Origin of the sequence: Flavobacterium sp. BFFFF1 (assembly GCF_002256285.1) — a bacterium.
In the GTDB taxonomy this organism is placed as follows: Bacteria; Bacteroidota; Bacteroidia; order Flavobacteriales; family Flavobacteriaceae; genus Flavobacterium.
Window position 1 is genome coordinate 16,659 of the sequence record NZ_NKJE01000013.1, and the last position, 26,425, is coordinate 43,083.

General features: G+C 43.9%; 22 protein-coding genes and 1 tRNA gene. 12 read left to right on the plus strand and 11 right to left on the minus strand.

Annotation, left to right across the window (positions count from 1 at the left end; translation table 11 throughout):
• Positions 1-109: 109 nt before the first annotated feature.
• Together CFE23_RS09595 and CFE23_RS09600 are read right to left on the minus strand one after the other, a co-directional pair.
• Complete coding sequence (locus CFE23_RS09595; RefSeq protein WP_291087158.1) at positions 110-7,786, minus strand: hypothetical protein; 7,677 nt, start codon at positions 7,784-7,786, stop codon at positions 110-112.
• Positions 7,787-8,111: 325 nt separating this feature from the next.
• Positions 8,112-8,873: a response regulator transcription factor gene (locus CFE23_RS09600; RefSeq protein WP_291087160.1), complete on the minus strand. Its 762-nt coding sequence runs from the start codon at positions 8,871-8,873 to the stop codon at positions 8,112-8,114.
• 336 nt (positions 8,874-9,209) lie between these two features.
• On the opposite strand from CFE23_RS09600, the gene CFE23_RS09605 reads away from it, so the two are divergent.
• Positions 9,210-9,524 (plus strand): hypothetical protein, encoded by a 315-nt coding sequence (locus tag CFE23_RS09605; protein WP_291087162.1) that lies wholly within the window; start codon positions 9,210-9,212, stop codon positions 9,522-9,524.
• Between the two features lie 78 nt (positions 9,525-9,602).
• On the opposite strand, the gene CFE23_RS09610 is transcribed toward CFE23_RS09605, so the two are convergent.
• The 3 genes from CFE23_RS09610 to CFE23_RS09620 all read right to left on the minus strand — a co-directional run bounded on the left by CFE23_RS09610 (position 9,603) and on the right by CFE23_RS09620 (position 11,974).
• On the minus strand, positions 9,603-10,427 hold the full coding sequence (locus tag CFE23_RS09610; protein WP_363331581.1) for an alpha/beta hydrolase: 825 nt from the start codon (positions 10,425-10,427) through the stop codon (positions 9,603-9,605).
• Between the two features lie 41 nt (positions 10,428-10,468).
• Positions 10,469-11,419, minus strand: a complete 951-nt coding sequence (locus tag CFE23_RS09615) for a lipid A deacylase LpxR family protein (RefSeq protein WP_291087164.1) — start codon at positions 11,417-11,419, stop codon at positions 10,469-10,471.
• 96 nt (positions 11,420-11,515) lie between these two features.
• On the minus strand, positions 11,516-11,974 hold the full coding sequence (locus tag CFE23_RS09620) for a hypothetical protein (RefSeq protein WP_291087166.1): 459 nt from the start codon (positions 11,972-11,974) through the stop codon (positions 11,516-11,518).
• A 191-nt stretch (positions 11,975-12,165) separates the two neighbouring features.
• Here CFE23_RS09620 and CFE23_RS09625 point away from each other — a divergent pair, with 191 nt between their 5' ends.
• The 3 genes from CFE23_RS09625 (at position 12,166) to trxB (ending at position 14,417) form a co-directional block, all read left to right on the plus strand.
• On the plus strand, positions 12,166-12,594 hold the full coding sequence (locus CFE23_RS09625; RefSeq protein WP_291087168.1) for a DoxX family protein: 429 nt from the start codon (positions 12,166-12,168) through the stop codon (positions 12,592-12,594).
• Between the two features lie 385 nt (positions 12,595-12,979).
• Positions 12,980-13,054: transfer RNA gene (locus CFE23_RS09630), tRNA-Pro, on the plus strand.
• Between the two features lie 415 nt (positions 13,055-13,469).
• Positions 13,470-14,417: a thioredoxin-disulfide reductase gene (gene trxB / locus CFE23_RS09635; RefSeq protein ID WP_291087170.1), complete on the plus strand. Its 948-nt coding sequence runs from the start codon at positions 13,470-13,472 to the stop codon at positions 14,415-14,417.
• A 99-nt stretch (positions 14,418-14,516) separates the two neighbouring features.
• Here the strand turns inward: trxB and CFE23_RS09640 are convergent, their stop codons facing one another.
• From CFE23_RS09640 to CFE23_RS09665, 6 genes are all read right to left on the minus strand, one after another.
• Entirely contained in the window at positions 14,517-15,353 is an 837-nt protein-coding gene (locus CFE23_RS09640) for a DUF2807 domain-containing protein (protein WP_291087172.1), read from the minus strand.
• Between the two features lie 189 nt (positions 15,354-15,542).
• A complete protein-coding gene (locus CFE23_RS09645) occupies positions 15,543-16,283 on the minus strand; it encodes a head GIN domain-containing protein (RefSeq protein ID WP_291087173.1) in 741 nt (246 codons plus the stop codon).
• Positions 16,284-16,288: 5 nt separating this feature from the next.
• Positions 16,289-18,040, minus strand: coding sequence for a PspC domain-containing protein (locus CFE23_RS09650; protein ID WP_291087174.1), 1,752 nt, complete (start codon positions 18,038-18,040; stop codon positions 16,289-16,291).
• A gap of 2 nt (positions 18,041-18,042) precedes the next feature.
• The gene (locus CFE23_RS09655) at positions 18,043-18,375 is read right to left on the minus strand and encodes a PadR family transcriptional regulator (protein WP_291087176.1); all 333 of its coding nucleotides are present in this window, start codon (positions 18,373-18,375) and stop codon (positions 18,043-18,045) included.
• A gap of 41 nt (positions 18,376-18,416) precedes the next feature.
• Positions 18,417-19,175, minus strand: a complete 759-nt coding sequence (locus CFE23_RS09660; RefSeq protein ID WP_291087178.1) for a DUF2807 domain-containing protein — start codon at positions 19,173-19,175, stop codon at positions 18,417-18,419.
• A gap of 73 nt (positions 19,176-19,248) precedes the next feature.
• Complete coding sequence (locus CFE23_RS09665; protein ID WP_291087180.1) at positions 19,249-19,704, minus strand: DUF4870 domain-containing protein; 456 nt, start codon at positions 19,702-19,704, stop codon at positions 19,249-19,251.
• A gap of 190 nt (positions 19,705-19,894) precedes the next feature.
• Between CFE23_RS09665 and CFE23_RS09670 the strand changes: the two genes are divergently transcribed.
• From CFE23_RS09670 to CFE23_RS09705, 8 genes are all read left to right on the plus strand, one after another.
• Positions 19,895-20,350 (plus strand): DUF4442 domain-containing protein, encoded by a 456-nt coding sequence (locus tag CFE23_RS09670; RefSeq protein ID WP_291087182.1) that lies wholly within the window; start codon positions 19,895-19,897, stop codon positions 20,348-20,350.
• A 68-nt stretch (positions 20,351-20,418) separates the two neighbouring features.
• Entirely contained in the window at positions 20,419-21,330 is a 912-nt protein-coding gene (locus CFE23_RS09675) for a TIGR01777 family oxidoreductase (protein ID WP_291087184.1), read from the plus strand.
• Positions 21,331-21,486: 156 nt separating this feature from the next.
• On the plus strand, positions 21,487-22,029 hold the full coding sequence (locus CFE23_RS09680; RefSeq protein WP_291087186.1) for a nucleotide exchange factor GrpE: 543 nt from the start codon (positions 21,487-21,489) through the stop codon (positions 22,027-22,029).
• A gap of 23 nt (positions 22,030-22,052) precedes the next feature.
• Complete coding sequence (gene dnaJ / locus CFE23_RS09685) at positions 22,053-23,171, plus strand: molecular chaperone DnaJ (RefSeq protein ID WP_291087188.1); 1,119 nt, start codon at positions 22,053-22,055, stop codon at positions 23,169-23,171.
• A 158-nt stretch (positions 23,172-23,329) separates the two neighbouring features.
• Complete coding sequence (locus CFE23_RS09690) at positions 23,330-24,253, plus strand: ATP-binding cassette domain-containing protein (RefSeq protein WP_291087190.1); 924 nt, start codon at positions 23,330-23,332, stop codon at positions 24,251-24,253.
• A gap of 12 nt (positions 24,254-24,265) precedes the next feature.
• Positions 24,266-25,546, plus strand: coding sequence for an ABC transporter permease (locus CFE23_RS09695; protein ID WP_291087192.1), 1,281 nt, complete (start codon positions 24,266-24,268; stop codon positions 25,544-25,546).
• The gene (locus tag CFE23_RS09700) at positions 25,547-26,164 is read left to right on the plus strand and encodes a DEAD/DEAH box helicase (RefSeq protein WP_291087194.1); all 618 of its coding nucleotides are present in this window, start codon (positions 25,547-25,549) and stop codon (positions 26,162-26,164) included.
• Positions 26,164-26,394: a DUF2007 domain-containing protein gene (locus CFE23_RS09705; RefSeq protein ID WP_291087196.1), complete on the plus strand. Its 231-nt coding sequence runs from the start codon at positions 26,164-26,166 to the stop codon at positions 26,392-26,394. The genes CFE23_RS09700 and CFE23_RS09705 overlap by 1 nt, the downstream gene beginning before the upstream one ends.
• Positions 26,395-26,425 lie beyond the last annotated feature (31 nt).

Here is a 26,425-nt window from a genome sequence, read left to right on the forward strand (position 1 = left end):
ACATTAATTGAAAATACGATGCTGCAGGCTTAAGCAGTATTGCCTGATGAAAAGCAACAAAAGGCAGTGTCAGCTGCCTTTTGTTTTTTTATCTATAGTTTTGTAAACCTTATCTTTTCAGTATTTTTTTGTGTTGCATTGTGCCATCGGTAAGAACAACCCGTACGATTAAAAGCTGGGGTGCAACATTTAAATCTGCAGAAGTATAAACAGATCGTGATATATGGTCCTCAGCAAGTATTGTTTTGCCCAGAATATCATATACCTGCACGCTATTAATAGTTTCTTGCCCTGCATCAATTAAGAGGTGCGCACCTTGCTGAAGAATGCCAATTGTCATAATTTCATAGCCGTCGGTGCCAAGCAGCGGATCTATAAAATGAATCTCGAAACGATCATTAAAAGTTCCGTTGTCAGTGGAAAAAGTGTAAGGAGAAACCTTCAGATTATGAGAGATATTTGCAGTTTTATCCAATAGATATACCTCCTGATTCTGGAATAATCCATCAAAGATCTCCAGGCCGATGGAAAAATCGCCTCCGTTTTGTGAAGTATATCCCAGCGGAATAACATCAGTATCATCAAAAGGCAGCACCCGTCCTTGTATGGAAAGGTTTTCGGTCCCGGCCACAGTGTAGATGGAAACGGTATTCCCGGTTGGCAGTACCCTGCCATCAAACTTACTGTCAAACCCATTGGTTGCGGTTTCAACATAACCAAGAAGTGCCTGATCATAGGCGCCATTACTCCCTACAATGTTCAACCAAATCCTGTGCTTTTCAAGCGTATTGAAAACTGGATTTACAATTGGTGTGCTTCTGTAAAATTGGCTGTTCTGTCCAGTAACGCGCATATTGTTTGTGAATGCTGCAGTGTATGTTCCATCGGCTAACCCATCATTTGCTTCTATAAAGAATCCCTGTCCTGCTGCAATTTTGCCATTTGGCAGCGTTCCTCCTGTAATGGCTGGGTCTGCAGAGTTTACGCCTCCCGTGAGGTTGTATTTAGCGTAACCATCGCTGGCATTTGTATACAATTCAGGATTCGCGAGCGTGTTCGATTTGGCCTTATTGTGGGACCAAAGATATATGGTTCCATTCACGACGTCACTGTTACCCGCATCTGAAATAAACTGGTCAATATCAATAGCAGAAGGATATGGGTTACCAATGAGATTGAAAGTACTTCCTGACCCTTTCGTAATTGGGAAGGAAATAATACCATTATTAGGGATACCGTGAAATACAGCATTGTATGTCTGCGGTGTCGAGTAGTCCAAATTGCTTGGCGCCTGAACTATATATCCCGCTGCCGGTGCCATTGTTGTCGATTCACTTTCAGAGACCCAATTGTTTACAGACGGATCGTAGGAAGAATAGGCGGAAGGTGAAGCCAAAAGGCCCAGTGTCTGCCCTGCAACCGGAGTTGCAAAGTAAATGAAATCGGACTGAAGTAAAGGTGAGGTGTCTCGTTTAAACGTGATACTACCAGAATTGACAGCGCTGTTATCAACCTGTACTATACTGCCATTGTTCTCTACAACCAGCGAAGCCGACGGATCAACAACAATATTTTTTTGTACCAACATCGTAACACCACCAGGGACAGTTAAATGAGACGCGCCGGTAAGCTGGCAGGAACAAACGTTTATATTCCCCGAAAGCGTCAGGTCACCTGAAACGACAATTGTGGTGTAAGCATTTGGTACTCCCGACCAGGCGCCATCATAGGTAACGGCTGCAGGAACATTAATCAAAACCGGTGTGGTGGTTTGTGTGTCACCGCAGGAACCACTGGTCAAAACTGCCCTGAACCAGGTCGTTACGGTCAAGCCAGAGGCCGTATAGGTATTCACGTTGGCGCCGACAATATCAGTAAAATTTAAATTATCTGTAGAAGATTGCCACTGGGGTATCCCGGCCGATCCCAATAATGTCAGTGGCGTGGCATTCGTTACAGCGCACACAGTAGTCGTTGGTAAACTTGTACCGGGAATTGTAATTGTCCCTGCAGTCGCATACGGTAATACCGTAACCTCGATCACATTCGAAATAGAGGAGGAGCATAGGTTTGTTGTCACTACGGCCCTGAAGAATTTCGTTTCCGTCAGGTTTATTGCGGTGTAGTTGCTGCTGGTTGCTCCGAATATATTGGTGAAATTGATATTGTCTATAGAGGACTGCCATTGGATACTGCCAACATATCCTGTCAATGTGATGCCTGTGGTATTTATACCAGAACACAAGACATCACCGCCAAAAGCTGTACCTGCAAAACTGGCTGGCCTTACATAAACGGTAACAGTAGTCGTTGAAACGGAATTACAGACTCCGCTGGTCACTACGGCTTTGAAATAGGTCGTAGCCGTTAGATTATCAGTGGTAAGTATCGCATCCGTCGCGCCTGCAATATCTACAAAATTAGTGTTATCCGTTGAAGATTGCCATTGGACGTTGCCAGTATAGTTGTTCAGCGTTAGGACGGCATTGGTACCCGAACATACCGTAGTAGCCCCTGAAATGATTCCGGCTACGGAAATTGGGTTAACATTTACTGCTACGCTACCGGGATAGGTGCTGGTGCATAAGCCATTTGAAAGCGTCACCCTATAATAAGTGGTTTGTGTTAGGTTGTAGACAGTCAGTGAGGAAGTGGTAGCCAATGGGATATTGGTGAAATTGATGTTGTTTGTAGAAGACTGCCATTGGATAGCACCATTACTGCCTGTTAAGGAAAGCGTTGCACTGTTTGTGCCATAACAAACCGTAGCTGCACCGTTAATGGTGCCTGTATCTGGTGATTGGTTAACGAATACCCTAACAGTGTTTGAAACGGCTGATGAACAGGTATTGTTAGTGACCAACGCGCGATAGTATTTCGTAGACGTCAGGTCGATCGCATTGTATATAGGCGAAGTTGCCCCTTCAATCGAAGTAAAATTAATGTTGTTATCTGATGCTTGCCACTGTATTGATCCCAAGTATCCGTTCAACGTAAGGGCAGAATTATTGGCACCCGAGCAGACTGTCGCACTGCCTGAAACAGTTCCCGATATTGATGTTGGTGTAACAACGATTGCAACAGATTCACTAGTTGCGGACGAACAAGCACCATTTGACACGACAACCCTGTAATAGGTGATCACAGAAATGTTGAATACATTTAATACTGGTGATGTCGCACCTGCGATATTGTTAAAGTTGACGTTGTCTGCAGATACCTGCCATTGCAAGGTTCCGTTGTACCCTGATAAAACCAATGCAGAACTGTTGGTATTGGCACAAACGCTTCCGGCACCACCGATTGATCCAGCAACTGTTACCAATGGGTTCACGATTATGTTTATGGAGTTTGTGGTCGCAGGGGCACAGTCGCCGCTAGTGAGTACCACGCGATAATAGGTGGTCGCGGTTAAATCGGTTGCCGAGTAAGTAGTGCCGTTCTCATTGGGGATATCGGTCCAGTTTGTATTGTCTTCTGAAGATTGCCATTGGATTGATCCAACGCTTCCCACTAACGACAGCAATGTACTGTTTGACCCCGAACAAACGGAATTTCCGCCACCCGAAATAGACCCGGCAACTGCGTTGGTTCCGGCAACGTTTACTGCTGTGGTGATTCCTGATGTAAATGCGCCTGTAGTGACGCCGCCTGCTGTTTCGTTGCAGTTACTACCGTTTTTACGCCTTACCCAGTAGGTGGTCGGTACGGAAGGAGATACCACTATTGTCTCTCCGGTATTCGCAAGGATATTAGCACCAATGACGTCTCCAATTCCCCATTGGAAAGTACTTCCCGGAGCAGCATATCCTCCAGAAGCTGTTAAAGTAGTACTGCTGCCATTACAGATCGTCGTGGTTCCTGCGATGGTAGTAGGTGCCGTTGAATAATTTGTGCACGAGGTGTAGTTGAAGTTAAGACTGTAATCGCCACTTCCCTGCGCGTATTCGAGCACCAGATTGGTTGGGCCGTTCAGGAACGCAGAATAGGTGGTCTGGCTTGCTGTCCATTTGTTTATTACCCATGTCACACCGCCATCAATACTCAGTCTGGCTCCATCGTCCGCCGAAATTGTAAAAGTATAATAACCGGGGGCAAAGTTCTTGGTCATTTTGTATCGAACAGAAAAGTACTGTTCAAAATATCCGCACATCGTCGCTGCTGTAAATTGAGCAGGGGTGGTGGAGCCAACCCAGGCGCCAAATGAAAAGGTGTCAGAGGGCGTGGTAAGGTAGCCGGCATATACATACGGGTTGTTAAAGGCGATCGCGGGCGTTGATGGCCATGTACCAGTTTTTGAAGCATATACATACCCGATCCACTGCCCGTTGCCATAATCACTAGTATTCCCGGCCGGTGTTTGTGGAGCAAGTGGATTTACAGTAACGGTTTTAAAAGCAGCCGCACTGTAGGTGTTGCAAATGCTGTTGTATCTCCTGACCCAATAGGTTGTGGTGACGAGCGGAGAAATAAATATTGCACCACCGTTGTTATTACTAATGATATTCTCACCTACCACCGTTCCGGTACCCCATTGGCAAGTGGAACTGTAGGAATAAGGTACAGATAGTGTGGTATTTGTCCCGAGGCACATGGAGCTGCTGCCTTTAATTACTGTAGGAGCAGGCGCACCTGAATTGGTCTCGCAATAATTGAATGTATGCCTAGGGTTATAGGTAGCCAAATTGAAGTACTCTATCACAAGATTTACGTTCCCGCTTAAACTGACACTCGGTGAAAGCATAGTGTTATACGTTCCCGTTGAAGTCCAGTGATCGATCAGCCATGTAGCGCCGCCGTCCACACTCATACGGTAACCCCCGTTAGACCCCACTCTAAAAATATAATCTCCAGCCGGGAAGTTCCTGGTTAACCTGTAGCGGAAGGCGCCATTGGTATTGTTCCAATTGCTGCCGCACACATTCCCACCGATACTCGCACCAAAGACATAATCGTAGGTTTCAACACCGTTGCTGGTGGTAAATCCCCTATAAGTCGCAGAAAAAGCATCCGAGGGTGGATTCGTCCCATCATGCTGAGAATAATAGTAGATGCGCCAGTTGGTCCCTGATCCATAAGTAGCTTGATTTCCCGTCGGTGTGCAAATTGTTACCGAATAAATAGCGCTGTAAGCCGTGCATGTTCCTGATGTTACTGCCACCCTGTAATAGGTATTCGTGGTCACATTGGAGACGGTATAAGATACTGCGCTTGCATTTGCAATATTCAGAAAATTAACGTTATCCGTTGAGGATTGCCACTGCAGCGTTGAGCCTGCGGTATAACCTGAGGCTGTCAATACAATATTATTAAACCCAGAAACGACATTAGAGCTGGTAAGGATAGGTGTAAAGGCAGAGCCTGGGCTTCCTACAATACCTCCTGAAATACTGTTATTGGTCACCAGGACTAAAACGGAAGGGCTAATATTGCTGCCGCAATCCCCACCTGTAACAAGAACCCTGAAATACGTCGACACCGTGTACCCTGTCGCAATGTAATTAGCCGAGTTGGCACCCGGAATATTGGTAAAGGTTACATTGTCTGTTGAACACTGCCACTGAATGTCTCCATTATAGCCGTTTAAGGTTAATGTTGGTGTAGAGCCAAGGCAAATCGTTCCTGCCCCTGAAATAGTGCCTGCAATAGGTGCTGAAAAAGCCAATGTAGCCGTATTACTGAAATCTGCAGGGCAATCACCTATAGTAACTTGCGCCCTGTAAAAAGTTGTTGCTGCGATATTTGTTGCAGTATATGATGGACTGGTAGCATCTAAAATATCGGTAAAAATGTTGCCATCCAGTGATGATTGCCACTGGATATTACCGGTGTACCCTGACAGCGTAAGTGTGGAAGCATTTATTAATGTACATACTGTAGTGTCGCCTGTCAAACTTCCGCCAACTGGAGAGTCTTTTACCACAATGCTTATGCTGGATGAGTACACCACAGCACAATTTTCGCTTCCAACTTTAATGCGAAAAAAGGTTGTTGAACCGAGGTCCGTAGCAACATAAGTAGGACCATTGGCTCCCTCAATATCATTGAAATTGATATTGTCAGTTGAAGACTGCCATTTTATAGCGCCTAAGTATCCGTTTGCGGTCAATTCCGTGCTGTTGGCACCGGAACACACAATCGAGGCGCCCGATATTGATCCTGCAACCGGTACGGAGTTAACGGTAATAAGCAAAGTGTCTGAATATACTGATAAACAGGAAGAAGTAGAGACTGCCGCCCGATAGTAAGTATTTTCAGCGAGGTTTGTCAGATTAATTGTTTGCGTGGTAGCGTTTAGTATCGGAGAGAAATTGATGTTGTCATCAGATTGTTCCCATTGAATCGATCCAACATATCCCGACAAATTTAATGTTGTTGAACTGATATCCGCGCAAAGTGCCTCATTGCTGGCAGACACCGTTCCTGCAAAAGGGGCGGGGTTTACAATAATGCTTACAGGATTTGAAAATACTGCTTCACAAAGTCCACTGGTGATTCTTGTTCTGTAATACGTAGTGGTATTTAAGTTTAATGCAGTTAACGACGCAGTTGTTTCGCCATCCACATCTGTAAAGTTAATGTTGTCTGTGCTAGACTGCCATTGAATGCTTCCTAAGTATCCTTCCAGATTCAACGTGGTTGTATTCTCTGAAGCACATACGGTTTGAGCGCCCGAAATTGTCCCAGCAACGGAAGGTGTATTAATTGTAATCTGGACTCGCTCTGAATAGACCTCCTGGCAACTGCCATTCTTTACCATTACTCTCAGAAAAATACTATTAGTGAGGTTTTCTGCAGCATAAACCGGTCCATTTTCGCCGAGGATATCATTAAATGTTTCACCGTCATTTGAACTTTGCCATTGTACATTGCCGGAATATCCGGTTGCTGTCAGGGTAGTATTGTCACCATAACAAACCACAACATTTCCGGTAATGGATTCCGGCGCAATGGAACCATTGGTTACGGTTATCGTTTTTGAGATTCCAGATGTAGCCAATGTACAAGGAGCCGGGTCTAATCGGCGCACCCAGTACGTTGTCGTTGCCTCAGGTGTAATAGCAAGTGTTGCAGCGGTTTCATCGGCCAAAATATTAGAACCGATTGTGTTGCCGGTGCCCCACTGATACACTGATCCTGTTGCTGCAACGCCGCCTTCTGCAGTCAATGTCAGCGAACTGCCACCGCAGATTTCCGAAAGCGACGAAATCTGTGTTGGTGCAGTGGACGGACTACCGCACGACTGATAAGAGAAGTTAATTCTGGTATCGTTATTTTGGTTGTAGTATTCCAAAACCAAATTGATCGTTCCACTGAGGTAATATGAGGCGGATGTACTTTGATAGGGATGGTTGGTCCAGTTTGATATTAAATAGGTAAGTCCTCCATCGATGCTTAACCTATATCCGTCGCTTCCCCCTGTAGTAAAGATGTAATAGCCAGCGGCAAATGTCTTCTGCATCCTGTAGCGGATTGCAAAATTATTGGTGTAGCTTCCGCATAGGTTCGGGCCGGTCAGCGGATTGGTACCGAGGCTTTCGTCAAACTGATCATTTTCTGTGACAAATCCCCTGTAAGTTGTTGTAAAGGCGTCGGATGGCGGATTGCTGCCATTCGTATCAGCATAAACGTATCCGATCCAGGAGTTATTACCGCTTGCTAACGGATCGCCTGGTGGATTTGGACATTGAGACAGGCCTTTGTTTACAAACATCAGCAAGGCCATGAGGATAAAATTGGATAATTTCATCCCATTTTTCGCGGGTTCAAGGTAATTTTTTTTCAAAACATTAATATTTATAGGTTTAGATAATTCAATGCCATGCGATACTGCAGTCAAGATCAAGGAATTCAGAATACAGCGTAAAAAATCAGCATGTAAAATTAGAGACAGCGACATTTACAGATGTGCTAGTTAAAGTTACAATGCGCGTTAAATAGACATTAGTTGGTGCTGGAAACAAGGTGCGAAAGACAGTAGTTGTAAACACACGTCAGCACGTTTTTTTTTTGAACAGCTATTTTGGATGAACACCTGTTGGGGAGTTTGGCAAAAAAAAAATCGTCTTAAAGTAGTTTTCAAGACGATTTCAAATTGTTTCTATTTCAGGTCAATCAAAGTAAATATGTTGTGCCTGGTAACATTTACGGAAGTTTTCTGGAGTTTTTTTGGTGGCTTTCTTAAAGACAGCACAGAAATTACTATGGCTTTTAAACGCCAGCTCGAATGAAATTTGTGTTATCGGCAGCGTTGTTTCCGTGAGCAGCACTTTTGCTTTTTCTATTTTCTTTTCCAGAATATAACGGTAGGGTGTTACGCCTACATATTGTTTAAAAAGCCGGTTGAAATGCTGTGATTCCCAACGGGTTTGTTTCGCAAGATCAGAGATTTTAATTTTTTCAGTGATGTTTTCAGCAATGTAATTCACTGCTTTCTTCAGGATGAAGGGGATGTCGGTATCAATTTCCTTGTCCTGCCGTACCACATCAATATTTCGGTGCTTGAAGTTGTTCAGCACGATCGAAACAGTAGTTTTAATGTCAATCGATTTAAATGGCTTTACGATATATCCATAAGGTCGGGTTTCACTGACGCGCTCTAACGTCGTCTTATCAGAATAGGAGGTGATGTATATAAAGGGCGTTTTGTCTTTTTCCAGTAAGTAGGTCCCCAAATCAATGCCGTCCTTATCCTGTTTCAGGTTAATATCGATTAGAACAATTGAGGGATTTAAATTTTCGACAGCATGAATGGCGTCGTCTACAGTAACAATATTGATGATAGCGTCATAACCTTCTTCCTCGAGAATCTCTTTTATGTCTAAGGCAATTATGAGTTCATCCTCTACGATTAATACCACTGGCTTTTTCATGATGTTGTTTTGTAGGTGAAACGGATGTTGATGTTTGCATTAACTCCACGCAAAAATAAAATGCGGATCTTTTTTTAACTGTCTAATTTAGATGTTATCGGTCAATTTTAGACTTTATATGTCTAATAATTACCAATTATGCCAAAAAATATCCAAACACGTTTACCAGCATGTAAGGATATGCAATATTATCTCCCAACAGGCGGCCGTTTTCGTTGAATTTCCCAGCTGTCAAATTCCACAAACTTTCTACAAAAATCTATAAATATCAATGGCATATGCCTCAATATCTTTGGATTACAACCAACGCCCCGATGGGGATAAAACCTAAATACTATGGAAACCTGGAATCCAAACGAAGAGATGCCCCAAATGGGCTGGCAGGATGAGCATGAACAATATCACTGGGTCGAAGCCGCTGCCAATGAAGAAACCGCAGAAGACTTCCGTGCGCTGGAGAATGAGGAGGCGTATTATGCTTTCGGATTCAATGCGGCGTTTGCGGGTGACGACGTCGATGATGATGACGAAGAGGAGAATAACGATGATGATAATGAGGAAGAAAAGGGCGACTGGGGAACTGTTGACCCGCTGGAGCATCCCGGAGCCCCATCTCCGATGGATCCATCTGCGCCTGGTAGCGCCGTATAGGGATTCGTTATAAAATCGAATCAATAAAAATGCCGGCACAAAAGACTCCAACTTTTGCCAGCATTTTTTTGTTAAATATTATTGTTTTATAAATGCAATTACCTCTCCATACCGCCGGCTCCAGGGCCAGAAATATTGCAGGATCATAGGGATGTGTTTCTTTTGCAGGACGACAGGCGCTACCTTCGGCTGGAACGCATGTAAGGCTTTCAAGAAGCGGTCGTTCCCTTCAGCAATTGAGGGATAGGTTTTGCTCCCCACATAGATCATAAACCGCGGACTATCCTTGTCGAGGAAGTAGATAGGGGAGGCATTGTGCCACTGTTCCGGCTCATTCGTCCAGGTTGTGAGGTAGTCTGCAGCTTCTGTCGGTGGTTGTTGCTCGAGGTAGGACTGCATATCAAGGCCCGCCGCATCATTAAGGATAATCCCAGAGACCACCCCAGGCTTGATCCCATACTTTGGATTCACGACCGCAAGGGCCGCAAGGTGTCCGCCTGCGGAATGCCCCGTGATATAAATCTGATTCGGGTCACCACCATACTCCGCTGCATGGGCCTTCGCCCACAAAATAGATTGCGCGACCTGTGTCGCCATTACATCGTAATTGACATCAGGGCTCAATGTGTAATCGGGAATAATACAAAGCACACCGCGTTGTGCAAAATGCCGCCCAAAAAAGCCGTATTGGTTTTTGTTGCCGGTATTCCAGTTCCCACCATGGACAAAAATCAATACCGGCATCCGTGTAGGATGCCCGCGTTTCGCAAACACATTGAGTTTCGGAGCCGTCGCAGCGGCAGCCGACAAATAGGGCACATTTTTATATTTCTTCGTGGCACAGCCGCTAACCACAACCATCAGGGTACATGCCAACAACATGATCTTATTTCGCATCATCATTTTATTAAATGTTAAATTCAGGCCGAAACTGCCTAACGCACCTAAAACGTAAACCCAATTCGGATGCCGCCCCATTTTGCGGGTACACCACCATTAAACTCGCGTGTCAGTGCCGTTCGCGTGTACTCAAAGTAAAGGGTTTTCGTTTGCAATACCAAACCATAGGTGTGCTGTGCTGTAACGCGTTCCAGATCGCCATCGGAAATCGTATATGGGCTGTCACGGTTAATCAATCCGCCCTGTAACGTCGCATCATAACCCACCGCCGTTACCAGCGGTTGCACGTATGCATAAAGCCGGAATCCGTTGCGATGCCTAATGAACGGCGAATCCACAATACCCGCCATAAGGCTCAGCCCTACCGAAGCATTTGTAAACAAGGTTCCCGCGCGTACCGTAGCGTTGCCCTGGAGTGAGAACAGCCTTGCATAATGCAGGAACTGCTTTTCATACCCTGTTTCATATTGTACTATAATATCATTTCGAACCTGGTTCTTCCAGCCCATCGGCTTGGTGTTTCCCGTAGCACTATGGATACCTTCCTGCATCTGTCGTCCGAACGCGGCGGGGCCAATCACCCCAATACTCAATCCGGTCTGCAATCGCGATCGCCTCAAAGTATCAATAGCCACCACAAACGATTTCAGCACCACAGCCGCTGCAAACGGTCGGTCGCCAAATTGAATTTCAGCACTGCGTATGTTGTCCGGCGCATATCCCATATGTTCCAGCGAAAGCCCGTACCGGATCCTACTGCCGCTCGGTTTCACCAAAATGACATTCATCGGATTGTATTTCAAAAAAGCTGCTACAAACTCGAGGTCAAAACCCTGCGTGTAATTGTGGTCTGACGACGCAAAGTAGTCGTTGTCATAATGAAATCGGAAGTAATGGTCACTGTTTTGATCACGGAACGCAGGTGATGTATCAATCTTCTGAGCCCCAACCGTCACCGATAATAACAAAATGAAATAATGTAGCGTTTGTTTCATAACGTTATGTACGGACAAAACGCATTTACGGGTTCATACACCCGGCACAAACTAAAGTTAAAAGAAATGTAACATGAATACCGTCGGCAACGCCAATCAGTCCCCAATAGGGGCATCGTATTTGTAGTTGATGCGCCCATCGGTGAGTAAGATGGTATTATTGCCGCTGCCGAGTGTTCCTGAGAAGTCTGCAGTAAATTGCACACTGCTGTTCACGGAAACGGTGCTGCTAAAATCGCCATTAACGGCATTCGCCGATCCGCCATTAGGGTGTAAGGAAGTGTAAAAACCTTCTACAGTATTGGTACCGGTCCTTTTGTATGTGGTGACCAGTCTGGCCGAATCTTCCGAAATCCCGTCACTCGCAAACATCCAGAAAGTCAGCGAATAATCGCCATTGGGCAGTAGTGTCTTTTCATAGTCAAGCGCTTCAAAGGTACGGCGTTGCCCATTTATTTTCAAGGTGACGACACCGGACGAAACACTGTCGTCGTCAGCAGTACAGGATATAAACGGTATCGATAAAAGGACAAACAAAACAAGGATTCTCTTCATGGTCACGGATTGGTTTTTGAAAGCTACTGTCTTTTTTCGGATAGCGCCAAACAGCAACTGAAACGCATGCGGCGCGCGTTTTATTGCCGCAGCAGTCTAAAAATAACAGTTTTTTTTTGCTTCGCAGCCTTTACGTTCGGCATGTATGAAAAATTATTATATTTGAATTTAACTATTTAAAAACCAAACCAATGAAAAAGTTACTCTCTTCTTTGCCCATCAACATGGACCTGGGTTTACTCTTAATACGCATCATCCTGGGGGTGCTGATGGCCTGTTACGGCTACAACAAGCTCATCCATTTTGACCAGATGGCAGCATTCTTCGGCAAAATCAATTTCCTCGGGATGACTGGTAAAATTCCATTGGCGTTAACCATTTTTGCCGAGTTCTTTTGCAGCCTGCTGTTGATTGTCGGATTACTAACACGATTGAGCCTGATTCCGCTACTAATCTGCATGGGATACATCGTCGCCGTAATGGACAACATGGAAATATACAAAGCGGGGGATAATGGTACCGAATTCCAGTCCGCGTTTATTTACTTCGTCATTTACCTCGCGCTTTTCTTCACCGGCCCAGGAAGGTATAGCGTTGATAGCGCACTGCTTAAAAAATAATATCAATACCTGAAAACCCTGTATCATACAGGGTTTTTTTATGCTGAATAGGAGCATGATCCGGCTGTCCGCTGTATCTTATTTTGCCTTACCAGTTCAGATTTCCAAAGGAAATTTCTCCAAGTAAAAAGATGCCGCTTCTCCCGAAGCCCGGGACGGGTTTGGACAGGTGCCCGCACCAACGAAGGTAGTTTCCGGGAAAACTAAGAAAGTATGTCGGCAGAAAAATGCCGATAGCGTTACACCCGCTTGCACTTTTTTTTGAAAAATTATCGAACCCTGGATTCGCATTTAGCCTGTTTTTGAAACCATTAGCGGGACAGGTTCAAATACTTTCTGAAAAGTTTTGTGTAACAGAATTTAATTATATATTTGCACCCTGCTACGGGGTGTAGCGTAGCCCGGTTATCGCGCCTGCTTTGGGAGCAGGAGGCCGCAGGTTCGAATCCTGCCACCCCGACAACAAATCCTCTTCCGTGTAACGGAAGGGGATTTTTTAGTTTATCGCAAGTCTGAGCTTGCTCAAAGACTTGCGATAAACTAAAAAGTCCAGGGTTTTGTAAAAACCCGAAAGGATTTGTTGTAACGACACCCATTTGAGGATCACGCAGTAATCCTGCCAACCCACAAAACATCCAGGGTTTTGTGAAAACCCGAAAAGGATTTGTTGTAACGACACCCATTTGAGGATCACGCAGTAATCCTGCCACCCGACAAAAAAACCAGGTGCGTGTTCGATTTTTTTTATATAGTTTAGCCACAAACCAAACGCTTACATTCTTTATAACTTGATAATAATTCTTGATAACGCATTGGGGGAAAATCAACAATTTCGCCGTAATTTTGTGCCGCTAAAAAGAATAAGCTAAAACAATATGTCAGATACAATCGAAAGTGTAAAATGCCTTATTATAGGCTCAGGTCCAGCGGGCTATACCGCCGCAATTTATGCCGCAAGGGCAAATATGTTTCCAATACTATACCAGGGAATGCAGCCCGGCGGACAGCTCACAACAACAAATGAGGTCGAAAACTTCCCCGGCTATCCCAATGGCATCACCGGACCTGAAATGATGGTCGAACTGCAGGAACAGGCGAAGCGCTTCGGGACGGACGTACGCGATGGCTGGGTGACCAGAGTAGACTTTACGGGGCCGCTGCACAAAGTTTGGGTAAACGACGTTATCGAAATCCACGCCGAGACCATTATTATCTCGACTGGTGCTTCTGCCAAGTACCTCGGACTGCCTTCAGAGCAGCATTACCTGAATACAGGGGGCGGCGTTTCTGCCTGTGCTGTTTGTGACGGGTTTTTCTACAGAAACCAGGAAGTAGTCATCGTTGGGGCAGGGGATTCTGCCTGCGAGGAAGCGCACTACCTTTCTAAATTGTGTAAAAAAGTGACAATGCTGGTGCGTAGCGAGCAATTCAGAGCATCCAAGATTATGGCGGAAAGGGTCATGAAAACAGAGAACATTGAAATCATGTTCAACACTGAAACGCTTGAAGTTTGCGGAGACGGACAAGTCGTGAACCAAGTTAAAGTGATCGACAAGACCGCGAAGGAAGAGCGGATCATTCCGGCTACTGGTTTCTTCGTAGCCATCGGTCACAAACCAAATACCGATATTTTTAAAGATTACCTGAACCTTGATGAAACGGGATATATCATCAACGTGTCAGGAACCTCAAAAACAAATGTCGAAGGTGTTTTTGTAGCCGGAGATGCCGCAGACCATGTTTACCGTCAGGCTATTACGGCAGCGGGAACGGGCTGTATGGCTGCATTGGACGCTGAGCGTTATCTCGCATCAAAAGAGTAAACGTCGCAGGATTGTCATACAATGCAATTGCATACTTAAAATAAAAACTCCCGCAGCTGCGGGAGTTTTATTTATGCCTAAACAAAGAGCGGTAGCGTTCTATTTCGACGGTTTTTTTGCCAGTTTTGCGCTGTCTGCAAATTTCTTCAGATCAATTTTTGGATCTCCGAAAATCTCCACTTCAGAATTTCCTGCCGCCTCAACACTTAATGTGGTTTCGGCATAAACACTGCAATTCACATAGCCTTCAGTGACCAAAACCATATTTTTAACCGTGAGCCTTTTACCAGTGAAATTGGAATTATTGTCCATGCGCAACGTCATATCGATTACATCGCCTTCAATATTGGCGGTTGCTTTCTGATATAAATCACATTTTAAGGCAGTAGAGGAAATCAGTGCCTTGATTTCTGCACTTTTACTGAGGACCAACGTGCCGCTTTCTGATTTGGCATTTATTTCTGCCCTCGATTTGTCATTTGCCGTAATAGAAAAAGACTTCGCGCCGATATTCAGGTATAGTTTTGCGCTGTCAAAAGACTGGAAATTAATGTCATCAAGTTTTATTTCTTCCAATGCATTAATTTTGCTTTCATTGCGCGCGACTACTGTTTTAAAGCTGTCAGTATACGTAACCCGCACACTGAACTTCTTTTCGCCGGTAATTTCCTTTGCCATTGTGAGGATCATCGTGCTACCGTTCATCGTAATGCCCAACGCAGGTTGCAGGTTATCGTCCGCTTCCAGTTCCACTCCGTTCTTTTCTCCTTTGATTAACGACACCTCGATGTTGTCGTGCACCTCAAGACCATCAAAATCCTCTACCTGTTTTTGTTCGATGGTAACAATTTTCGAACCCTTAAGTTTCTCTTTTCCCTGGGCATAGCCGATGGTGACGCACAGAACGGCCATCAGCATCAATGTAGTTTTTTTCATATTTGTTAATGATTGGGTCTAACAAATATAGCAAAAGTTGTGAAGTGGCAAAAACGTATACAACTACATTTAGTACCGCGAAATGTCCCTATTTCAGCGATTGTTCAGTTTCATTTTTTGTACATAGCTGATAAGGTAAAAAAAACACCCGTTCATCACGGGTGTCTTTGCACTAACTTTTAGGGGCAATTATTCTTCGCTGACACTACCTCCCGAATCTTCTGACTTCGAAAGTGTCTTCGGGATTTTATGATAGCCGATGGATCCACCGCTGGAAGCATTAGCCTCCAGTTTAAGGATGGGATACACGTGGATATCACCACTGGAATCGACGTCAGCATTGATGTTGTTTGCCATCAGGTCTGTGGCGTTGATTGATCCGGACGAAGAGGCATTTGCTTCAAATTCCAAAGATTTACCGTTCACTTCAACTTCAGCGGCAGAGCCACAATCAATGGTCAGTTGGTCCGCTTCCACATTTACGGTAATGCTCGCACTGCTCTCCGCACTGATTTTTAAATCGTCTGTGACAATCTTTCCTTCGCTCCGGATTGATGCACTGGAATCCGCCGTAAGGCTTTCAATCTGCGGCATGGTGATGGTTACCCTTGGGTTCACTGAAGTAGAGTAGTTTCCGTTAGAAGAGATCACCAAAACCCCATTTTCGACACTGGTTGTTAAAAGAGGCAATATGTTGTCATCGGCTTCAAGCTTCACCTGCACATTGTTGCCCTGCTCAATGGTCACTTCGATTGCCTGACCCACCCTGACGCCTGAAAACGACTCGTTAATATTTCTGGTTTCGCTGACGATGTTCCCGCTGCCTTCTTCTTCATCTCCTACGTTGATGTTGTACCTGCAGGAGGAAAACATCAGTAGAAATAATGTGCTGATAACGATTTTGGTTACAAAAATGATGGTCCTGGCCATGTTGTTTATTTTTTGATTATGATTCCGTTTTTATCTACCGTAAGTCCTTTGCTGCCTGTTGATGGCGTTTTATTTTCAATGATCACTTCGCCGTTTTCCTTTATCGTAGTAACCGTGCTCACTGTGGTGTCGCGAACAACCCCATCATCTTCAACATTTGTGTCATTGTACTCGTTTTCACTCGCAGGACAGTTCAGGCATTTTACCTGACCGCTTTCCACCTGGTAAATATACTGGTCAGAACTGAAATGCAGGTTAAAGAAATTATTGTCAGATTCGTCATAATCCCGGACACTTTCATCCACTTTGAATTTTGTTCCTTGTGGCAGGTAAAGGTGTATTTCGACATCCTGGTCACGGAATTTATTCTTGAAATCGGTAACAAAATAATTGTCTAAAATTAATTTATTTCCCTGTACCCTGAAACTGTATTTGATTTTTTCTGCCGTTTTCCTGGCGTTAGATACCGAACTTCCACGCGCTTGTTTTTCAATGCTGATAAACGGTACATTGTCGGTTGACTTCTCGATGTAAAAACGGACTGCATTTGAATAGATTACGTTTACATCCGAAGAATCCTGGGTAACCCGGAAACCATAATGGTCAAACTTGTTTTTGGCATAGAATTCGCTATATCGGAAGGAAACTTGTAAAGTGTCTTTCGCATTCAGCGTAAATGATTGTTTCTGCGTTACGCGGCCTTCCTGCGACATTTCTACCGCCTGGTTGATTCCTAACGTGATCAGTATGCCGACAGATAACAGCCACAATCCCAATAACGTATATTTCGCAGCGCTGCCAATTGACCTCATGTTGCTGATCAGCAGTTTGAACCCAAGCAATGCCAGGAAGAAAAATGGAATACCAATAGCAAAGAACATCAGCAGGCCGAAAATCCATGCCGGATACTCAGAAAAGTTGCCTGCTTCAATATAGCCCTGCCATGGAAAGTCTATGAACTCTAATGATCCCAAAGTAAATACCCCGATAAGCATGCTGATCACGACAGGAATCGAAAGGGTGATCAGGAACACTCCGAAAACTTTTGCAAAAACCTTAAAGATGTTTACGATCACGTCACCAATGGACGTACTGAACCTGCCTGCATTGTGTTTGGCCTGTTTTCCCAGTTTATCATAATCGGTATTTTTAATGCGTTCCGCTACGTTGTCGAACTCTTCTCGGACTTTCTTCTCAATGTTTGAGATGGTAATCGGTTCGCCTTGCATCTCCAGTTTTTCAGTCGTTGTTACGGCTTCCGGCATCACAATCCAGAGGATGATGTAAGCCAGTATCCCGGTCCCATAAAAGAAGACAAGAACCAAAAGCGCCACCCTAAGCCACACCTTATCGACTCCAAAATAGTGTCCCAGTCCAGCCAGTACACCGCCCACCATACCATGTTCGCGGTCGCGGTAGAGTTTTTTCGTGACAGGTCCCGTTGGGCTGTTGAAAGAATTGTTGTTTTTTGTTGATCCGTCATTCTCGTCGTTATCGATCCGGTAATCTTCCGGCTGGCCCATTACGGCAATCACTTCGTCAAGTTCTTTCAGGCTGATCACCTGTTTGTCGTTCGTGTGTTTTTCAGAAATCAATTCTGCAATACGAATTTCAATGTCGCGGATGATTTCATCCTGTCCGGTTGAATTTGACAAAGAACGTTTTATAGCGTCAAAATATCGGGACAGCTTTTGGTAAGCTTCTTCATCAATGTGAAAGAACATACCTCCCAGGTTAATATTTACTGTTTTATTCATGACTATTTATTTTGGTTAGTTATTATCGACACCGCATCGGATAATTCGGTCCAGGTGCCATTTAATTCTTTTAAAAAGGTTTGTCCTAATTCGGTAAGGCCGTAATATTTACGCGGTGGTCCCGATGTTGATTCTTCCCAACGGTAGTTGAGCAATCCGTCGTTTTTAAGCCTTGTAAGCAGTGGATAAACGGTGCCCTCCACTACAAGCAGCTTTGCGTTTTTCAATGTGTCGAGAATTTCAGAAGTGTAAGCATCCTTTTCCCTAAGGACTGATAGGATACAGAATTCTAAAACACCTTTCCGCATCTGGGCTTTTGTGTTCTCTATATTCATAATTTCTTTGCTGATTTAATTTATCGTGGGGTTCGCATGTCTTATTCGTTAGCCAACAGGCTATCTGTTTTTCTGACTGTGGCCAGTGCTTCTTCGTTAAGGCGCACATTTTTTGGTTCGCCGGTGTAGGTCACTTTAGCGAGATCACTGACATTAATCATCATATTGTGGCCTGAATAGATGGTTACGGCAGACCAGTCAGACGAGAATACGGTAGCATATTTCGTTTCAAGGTTTCTGGCAAGCAGCAGCGCGTTGTTCGCTGTAGAAACGTATGCGTCATCAGCGGTGCCGGAAAGATTTACCTTTGCATTATCGGTGAAATATGCAGAAAGTCTCGTCGTTTCTACGCGTCCATCAAAAACAGCATTGTCAGATACTTTTAAGGTTGTACGCATTTTGGATCTTAACAGCCCGGTGAATTTGCTTCCTGACGAAAGAACGATGTCCATGTTGCGCGTCTCCACAGCCTGCGGAAGCGAGATCAGTGACTTTCCAGAGGCAGTCAGGCCCGTCACATTGTTGATGTTTACATAAACCGTGACGTCTTTTACCGGATTGTTGTCTACGGTATAAATCTTAAGTACGCCGTTTTTTGTTTCCGTAGCGATATTGCTGAGTGACTCGCTATCGTTAATAATGACTTTTGCCGAATGGTTGGCGGCTAATGCGTGAACAAGCGTAATGCCGTTCTGAACCTCAATTTTAGAAAACGCTGCAATAGTCCTGTTTTCTGTTACTTGTGCCTGTGTCAATACTCCAATAAGGAATAAAATGATTGTTGTTGTGAATTTTAACATGATGATTGAATTTTGATTAAAAATGATTGATTTAATGATTGATTGATTTGATGATGATTGAAACTACGATGATTTATTTTAAGAATTTAATAGCCAACGGGTAACTGAAATTTTCTCCGTTTGAAGTCTTCACTGCGGCGTAAATAGTCATCAGGAACTCAAAAAACTGCAGCATGATGATAAAAACAATGGCGATGATCGCGGCAATCACTACGCCGGTGATTTCCTGAGCCTCGATACTCCTGATGAAAAGTTCGTTGTCATGAATGGCGGTGTTGATTTCTAAGTTCTTTAGGATGGTAACCGCCAGGATAGGAATCGCAACGGCAGCCAACAGCACCTGATAGATGAAAATACTGAGTTGAAAATTGATTACCTCTTTTCCCTGTTGATCAACATAAGCTGATTTGTCTTTCGTGGAGCTCCAGATGACTATAGGGAACACGAAATTTCCCAAAGGGAATAAATACTGCGAGAATGTACTCAGGTGCATGATGCTCGCAGTCGTGTTGTAATTAGTTGTGTTCATGATTTTTTGATTTTTTTGATGATGATTGAAACTCGGTTTTCTTTAATACTATTTTTAAACTATTAATTTCTTATACAAAGATACAACCAAAAAAAGGTATTATGCAATACAAAGTAGTGAATATTAACATAATATTAACATTTGCAATTCAGGTATTTTATCCGTAGTTTTATCGAAATATCAGTAAAATATGGGGTTTACACCGGCTAAGATCAATTTATTTCTTTTGTTAAAATTGCCTTCTGCTTTTTTGTGCGGCGTACGCGCCACGGAAATTACGCCTGATTTTTGCAAAGTTTCTGTAAAGCACCGGTGGATTAACCAAAACCCATTCCGATCAATGTACTTTGCCGTGCAGCAAATGGCTGCCGAATTGTCTACGGGTGCCTTGGTGATGGCGTGTATCAAATCGTCCGGCAAAAATGTTTCGATGCTTGTGCTGCATTCCAAAAGCAGTTTTTCAAAAAAGGCAACAGGCAGGATTACTTTTATATGTAATGAGGGCGCGTTAGTAAAAGAAACCATTCAATTGGCCATTGCGTCCGGTGAGGCACAGTCCGTATGGTTGAAGTCTGTCGGTACCAACAGCGAAGGACTGGTCGTTTCAGAAATGGACTTTGAATGGACGGTTAAATTAAAAGCATAAACCAAAGTTAAAAGCAACCTAATTCTTTTTCTTTCTGACTTTGTAGGCGTATTTTTGACAAAAAAGGTATGAAGATATTAATTACAGGCGCTACTGGTTTAGTTGGGACTGAATTGGTTTCCCTATTGCATCATCACAAGCATGATATTCATTATCTAAGCACGTCTAAGGATAAGCTTCATAACGAAGGGCATCTCAAAGGTTTTTATTGGAATCCGCAAAAGGGAGAAATTGATCAAAGTGCTTTTTTTGGGGTAGAAACAATAGTACACCTTGCCGGCGCCAGCATCAGCAAACGCTGGACGAAGAAATACAAACAGGAAGTTATTGAAAGCCGCGTCATTTCGGCAGATTTGATTTTCAATACGCTGAAGAATCATAGCCATAAAGTCAAACAGTTTGTATCCGCTTCGGCAATCGGTATTTATCCCGACAGTCTTAAAGTAGTATATACGGAAGAAAACAAAAGCATCGACGACGGATTTCTTGGCCACGTCGTTGAAAAATGGGAGAAAAGTGCCGATAAATTTAAATTGCTGAATATCAAAGTTTGCAAACTCCGCACCGGGCTTGTCTTATCTGAAAAAGGCGGTGCAATGGCCGAAATGGTGAAGCCAATAAAATGGGGAATTGGTGCTCCTTTTGGAAACGGTAAGCAATACCAGTCATGGATTCATATTCACGACCTTGTTGAAATGTACCGCGCGGCAATCGAAGACAATTGGGAAGGGACGTTCAACGCCGTTGCCCCAAATCCCGTTACCAATAAGGAATTGACTGTGGCGATCGCGCACGCATTGAAAAAACCATTGTTCATGCCCAATATTCCCGAATTTCTGATGCAGCTTGTGCTCGGCGAAATGCACCAACTTTTGTTTTCCAGTCAGAATGTGAGTGCCCGCAAAGCACAGGGCAAAGGATTTAAGTTCGAATATGAACAGCTCGAAAAGGCACTCAACAACCTGTTACCCTCAAAATGATCCGTTTCTAAAACGGATTTTTTTATGTCATTTCACTACTTTTGCGCAAATCCAAATCTGTCAATTGCAATGACAATTTGGCATTGACGATCGCTTTGGCAACAATTTTGTCAACACTCGCAACCAATGAAAAAGTTTTTTAAAAATAAAGCAAAAATGAATACGGAAAGTAAAGCAAACGAACAGGAACTGGACGAAACGACAATCGATAACAATGCAAATGCAGAGCAGCTTATTGTAGAGGAACTGACAGTGGAAGAACAGTTGGGCAAAGACCTTGCCGCAGAGAAAGATAAATTTCTGCGTCTTTTTGCTGAATTTGAAAATTATAAAAAAAGGACAACACGCGAGCGTATCGAGTTGTACAAAACAGCAAATCAGGATGTTTTACAGTCGCTTTTGCCGGTGTTGGATGATTTTGACCGTGCCATGACAGAGATCAGGAAGTCGGATGACGATGTGCTGTTGCGTGGTGTGGAATTGATTCACGAGAAATTGAAAGGTACACTGGTTTCAAAAGGGCTTGAAGAAGTCCAGATCAAGGCAGGAGATATTTTTGACGCAGACATTGCTGAGGCCATCACGCAAATTCCGGCACCGGCGCCAAATTTGAAAGGTAAAATCGTTGATGTCATTGAAAAAGGTTATAAGTTGGGAGACAAAATCATCCGTTTTCCAAAAGTCGTAACTGGCCAATAATTTCCCATTAAGAGCAAAACAAAATGAAAAAAGATTATTACGAAATATTAGGGATTGCCAAAAGCGCAGACGCTACTGAAATCAAAAAGGCGTATCGGAAGAAGGCTATTGAGTACCATCCTGATAAAAACCCGGGCGACAAGCAGGCTGAAGAGAATTTTAAGGCCGCAGCTGAAGCTTATGAAATCCTGAGCGATCCGCAGAAGAAAGCGAAGTATGATCAATTCGGGCACCAGGCATTTGATGGTTCCGGTGGTTTCCACGGCGGCGGCGGTATGAATATGGATGATATTTTCAGCCAGTTTGGGGATATTTTCGGAAGCGCTTTCGGCGGTGGTGGCGCTTTCGGCGGTTTTAGCGGCGGCGGCCAACGCAGGGTGAAAGGGAGCAATCTTCGGATCAAAGTAAAACTCACACTCGAAGAGGTCGCAAATGGCGTTGAGAAGAAGATAAAAGTAAAACGCAAAGTCCAGGCAGACGGCGTAAAATATAAAACCTGTCCAACCTGTAACGGAAGTGGTCAGGTGATGCGTGTCACAAACACGATTTTAGGAAGGATGCAATCGGCATCAACCTGTAATACCTGTGGAGGAACCGGGCAAATTGTGGAAAGTAAGCCAAACAATGCTGATGCATACGGATTGCTGCTACAGGAAGAAACCGTTTCGATAAAAATCCCGGCAGGTGTAACTGATGGTATGCAACTAAAGGTTTCAAACAAAGGAAACGATGCGCCGGGTAATGGAATTCCGGGCGACTTAATCGTTGTGATTGAAGAATTGGAACACGAAACACTAAAAAGGGAAGGGGAGAACCTCCACCTGGATTTATACATCAGTATCGCGGAGGCAGCGCTTGGTGTGTCTAAAGATATCGAGGCAGTGAATGGAAAAGTCAGGATAAAACTGGAAGAGGGAATTCAGTCAGGGAAGATTCTCCGACTCAAAAATAAAGGGGTTCCGAGCATCAATGGGTATGGTACTGGTGACCTTTTGGTACACATTAATGTATGGACACCAAAGAGCCTGACTAAGGAACAAAAGCAGTTTTTTGAGAAATCACTTACGGATCCAAATTTCATTCCCAACCCCGAAAAGTCAGAGAAATCTTTTTTTGAAAAAGTTAAGGATATGTTTTCATGATATTTAAAAAAATATTATATTTGGACTTTACTAGGTAACTAGTAATTTCTTTTTCATAGCAATTTTTCCCATCCTTGTGCAAATAAGGGTGGGTTTTTTTTATGCCTCCATGCCTATTTCGCCTGAATTGACTACTTTTACGCAAATCAATTTTTAGCATGAGTAATATACTTGAAGTAAAAGATGTCGTGAAGCAATACGGCAATTTTACTGCACTCAACAAAGTGTCGCTTTCTGTACCCAAAGGCAGTATTTACGGGTTGTTAGGTCCCAATGGCGCCGGAAAAACCTCCCTCATCAGAATCATCAATCAAATTACCATGCCAGACAGTGGCACGGTAACACTTGACGGAGAACCACTACAGCCCAAACACGTGCAACACATCGGCTACCTTCCGGAAGAACGTGGCCTTTACAAAACAATGAAAGTAGGGGAACAATGCCTTTACCTGGCCCAAATGAAAGGACTTTCTAAAGCCGAGGCGAAAAAGCAACTTGACTATTGGTTTGACAGGCTCGAAATTCAGGGCTGGTGGGATAAGAAAATCCAGGAACTGTCAAAAGGGATGGCACAGAAAATCCAGTTTGTCGTTTGTGTGTTACACCGCCCGAAACTGCTCATTTTTGATGAGCCATTTTCAGGATTTGATCCTGTAAATGCCAACCTGATCAAAGACGAGATCCTCGAATTACAGAAACAAGGCTCAACCATCATATTTTCGACACACAGGATGGAAAGCGTCGAAGAACTTTGCGACCATATTGCGTTAATTCATCAGTCAAATAAGCTGATTGAAGGACGATTGAGCGATGTCAAGAAGCAATTCCGTACCAACAGCTTTGAAGTGGGCATCATGACCTCAAATGTGGAAGGCCTTATGTATGACCTTACGCAAAAGTTTACCGTAGGACAGGCTGATTTCCGGTCATTGAATGACGAACTTAAGCTGGAAATCCAATTGGGAAGTGCCACTTCGAACGAATTACTAAACACGTTGATGCAACGCGGACAAGTCACACATTTTATGGAGAAAATTCCAAGTGTCAACGATATATTCATTCAGACTGTCAGCCAAAAATAAAACCAAAACACCATGAGCATCCTAGCGTTAATTATAAAAAGAGAATTTATTGCCAAAGTCAGGAACAAGTCCTTCATTGTGATGACTTTCCTGAGCCCGCTGCTGATTGTGGGATTGATTTCGTTCGTGGCTTTTCTTGCGACAATGAAATCCGATGTGAAGCGGATCGCCATTCACGATGAAACCGGCCTGTTTGTGAAGGATTTCAAGAGTTCAGCAGAATACAAATACCTTGATTTCTCTAAGGTTGATCTAAAGATACTCAAAGACAGCATCATCAGGGAAAGTTATGAAGGGCTTATATACATCCCTAAAGTGGCAGACAATGCAGAACTTCAAACCAAGATCCAATACATTTCAAACGATAGTCCCAGCCTTGGTTTTGTAGGGGAGATACAGGATATCATTGCCGCTGGGCTGACCAACTCCAACTATGAAAAACTCGGTCTTGACATTACCAAAATCAAGAATGCAGAAGCCAAAGTAAACATCAGCCTCGTTAAATCGTCCGGTGAAGCAGCGGTGAAGGGCGTGAATGAACTCAAAATTGGCGTCGGAGGCGCTTTCGGCTATTTGATCATGATGTTTATCATCATTTATGGAAATATGGTCATGCGCAGTGTAATCGAGGAAAAAACAAACCGAATCATTGAAATCATTATCTCGTCCGTAAAGCCTTTTACATTGATGATGGGCAAGATTATCGGGACCTCGTTGGCAGGTGTTCTGCAATTCCTGATTTGGGCAGCCATCGGTGCCGTCCTGATTTTTACGGTTTCCAATGTTTTCGGAATTGATACCGGTGCGATGAGCGTGGCCCAGCCTGGATTCATTAGCAATATCGTAACATATCTTGACGTGGTCCTGGACCTTCCACTGACATTGCTGGTTGTTTGTTTCCTGGTCTATTTTATAGGAGGATATTTCCTGTACAGCTCGATTTATGCTTCAATAGGTGCCGCAGTGGACAGCGAAACCGATTCGCAACAATTTCTGTTACCCATTATCCTTCCCTTGATGCTCGGTGTATACGTTGGTTTTTTCAGCGTCCTCAACGATCCCCATGGGACAGTGGCAACGGTGTTTTCGATGATTCCATTGACGTCTCCCATCGTCATGATGATGCGGATCCCTTTTGGAGTGCCATGGTGGCAGCTCGCCATCTCCTTGGTACTGCTATTTTCAACTTTTTTACTCGTGGTTTGGTTTGCGGCTAAGATTTATCGTGTCGGAATTTTAATGTATGGTAAGAAGCCGACTTATAAGGAACTGTTCAAATGGCTTAAATATTAAATGGAACTTAAAAAAATAAACCCAAACCTACAGCGCGCCCTTGCCGAAAATGGCCTGTTGGAAGCCAACGAAATTCAGTCCGAAACATTTTCAGCGATAAAAAGCGGGGCCGATGTTGTAGTGCAGGCGGCAGCCGGGGCCGGAAAAACGACGACTTTGGTAATCAATGTCATCCAGAAACTTGAAAAGGCGGTTGGAGAAAGTACACGTGCGCTGATCCTGGCTGAAAATAAAGACAAGGTCATTGAAATGGCTTCGCTGTTTAGGAAATATGGAAATTATACGGATTTGCGTGTTTTTGGCGTACATGAAAAAGGCGATATCGATTTTGATAAGAACCACATTTCTGATGGATTGGATATCCTGATTGGTACGCCTAATAAAATAAACCTACTTTTTTCAACAGCGGGATTCAACCTGAACACCGTAAAGTTATTCGTGGTTGACGATGCAGACAAACTGTTTAAAAGCAGGATGGATGCTGTGGTACAACGCCTATCCATGAGTATCGAGAAGACACAGCGGATTTTTTTCACAACCGGCATCACCGAAAAAATTGAAATAATGGCCGACAAGATTATGATTGAACCCTTTTGGTTTGAAACAGACGACGAATAATGGGCTTAATCAACATCTTTTCGGGAAGCGAAATCATGGCGTTGCGCCTGCGGAGTGAAGTGGAAAACGAAGGCGTTTCAGTCCTTGTCAGGGATCATATTCAATCGGCGACCCTCGGAGGTTTCGGTTCGGCTGGACTCACCGTAGATTTGTATATTGAAGAAACCGACTATGAATTAGTGGAAGAGACGATAGACGAATTTCGTCACCGCTTTCAGGACGATTTGTAATCGCATCTTTTGTTGTTCGTGTAACATATCG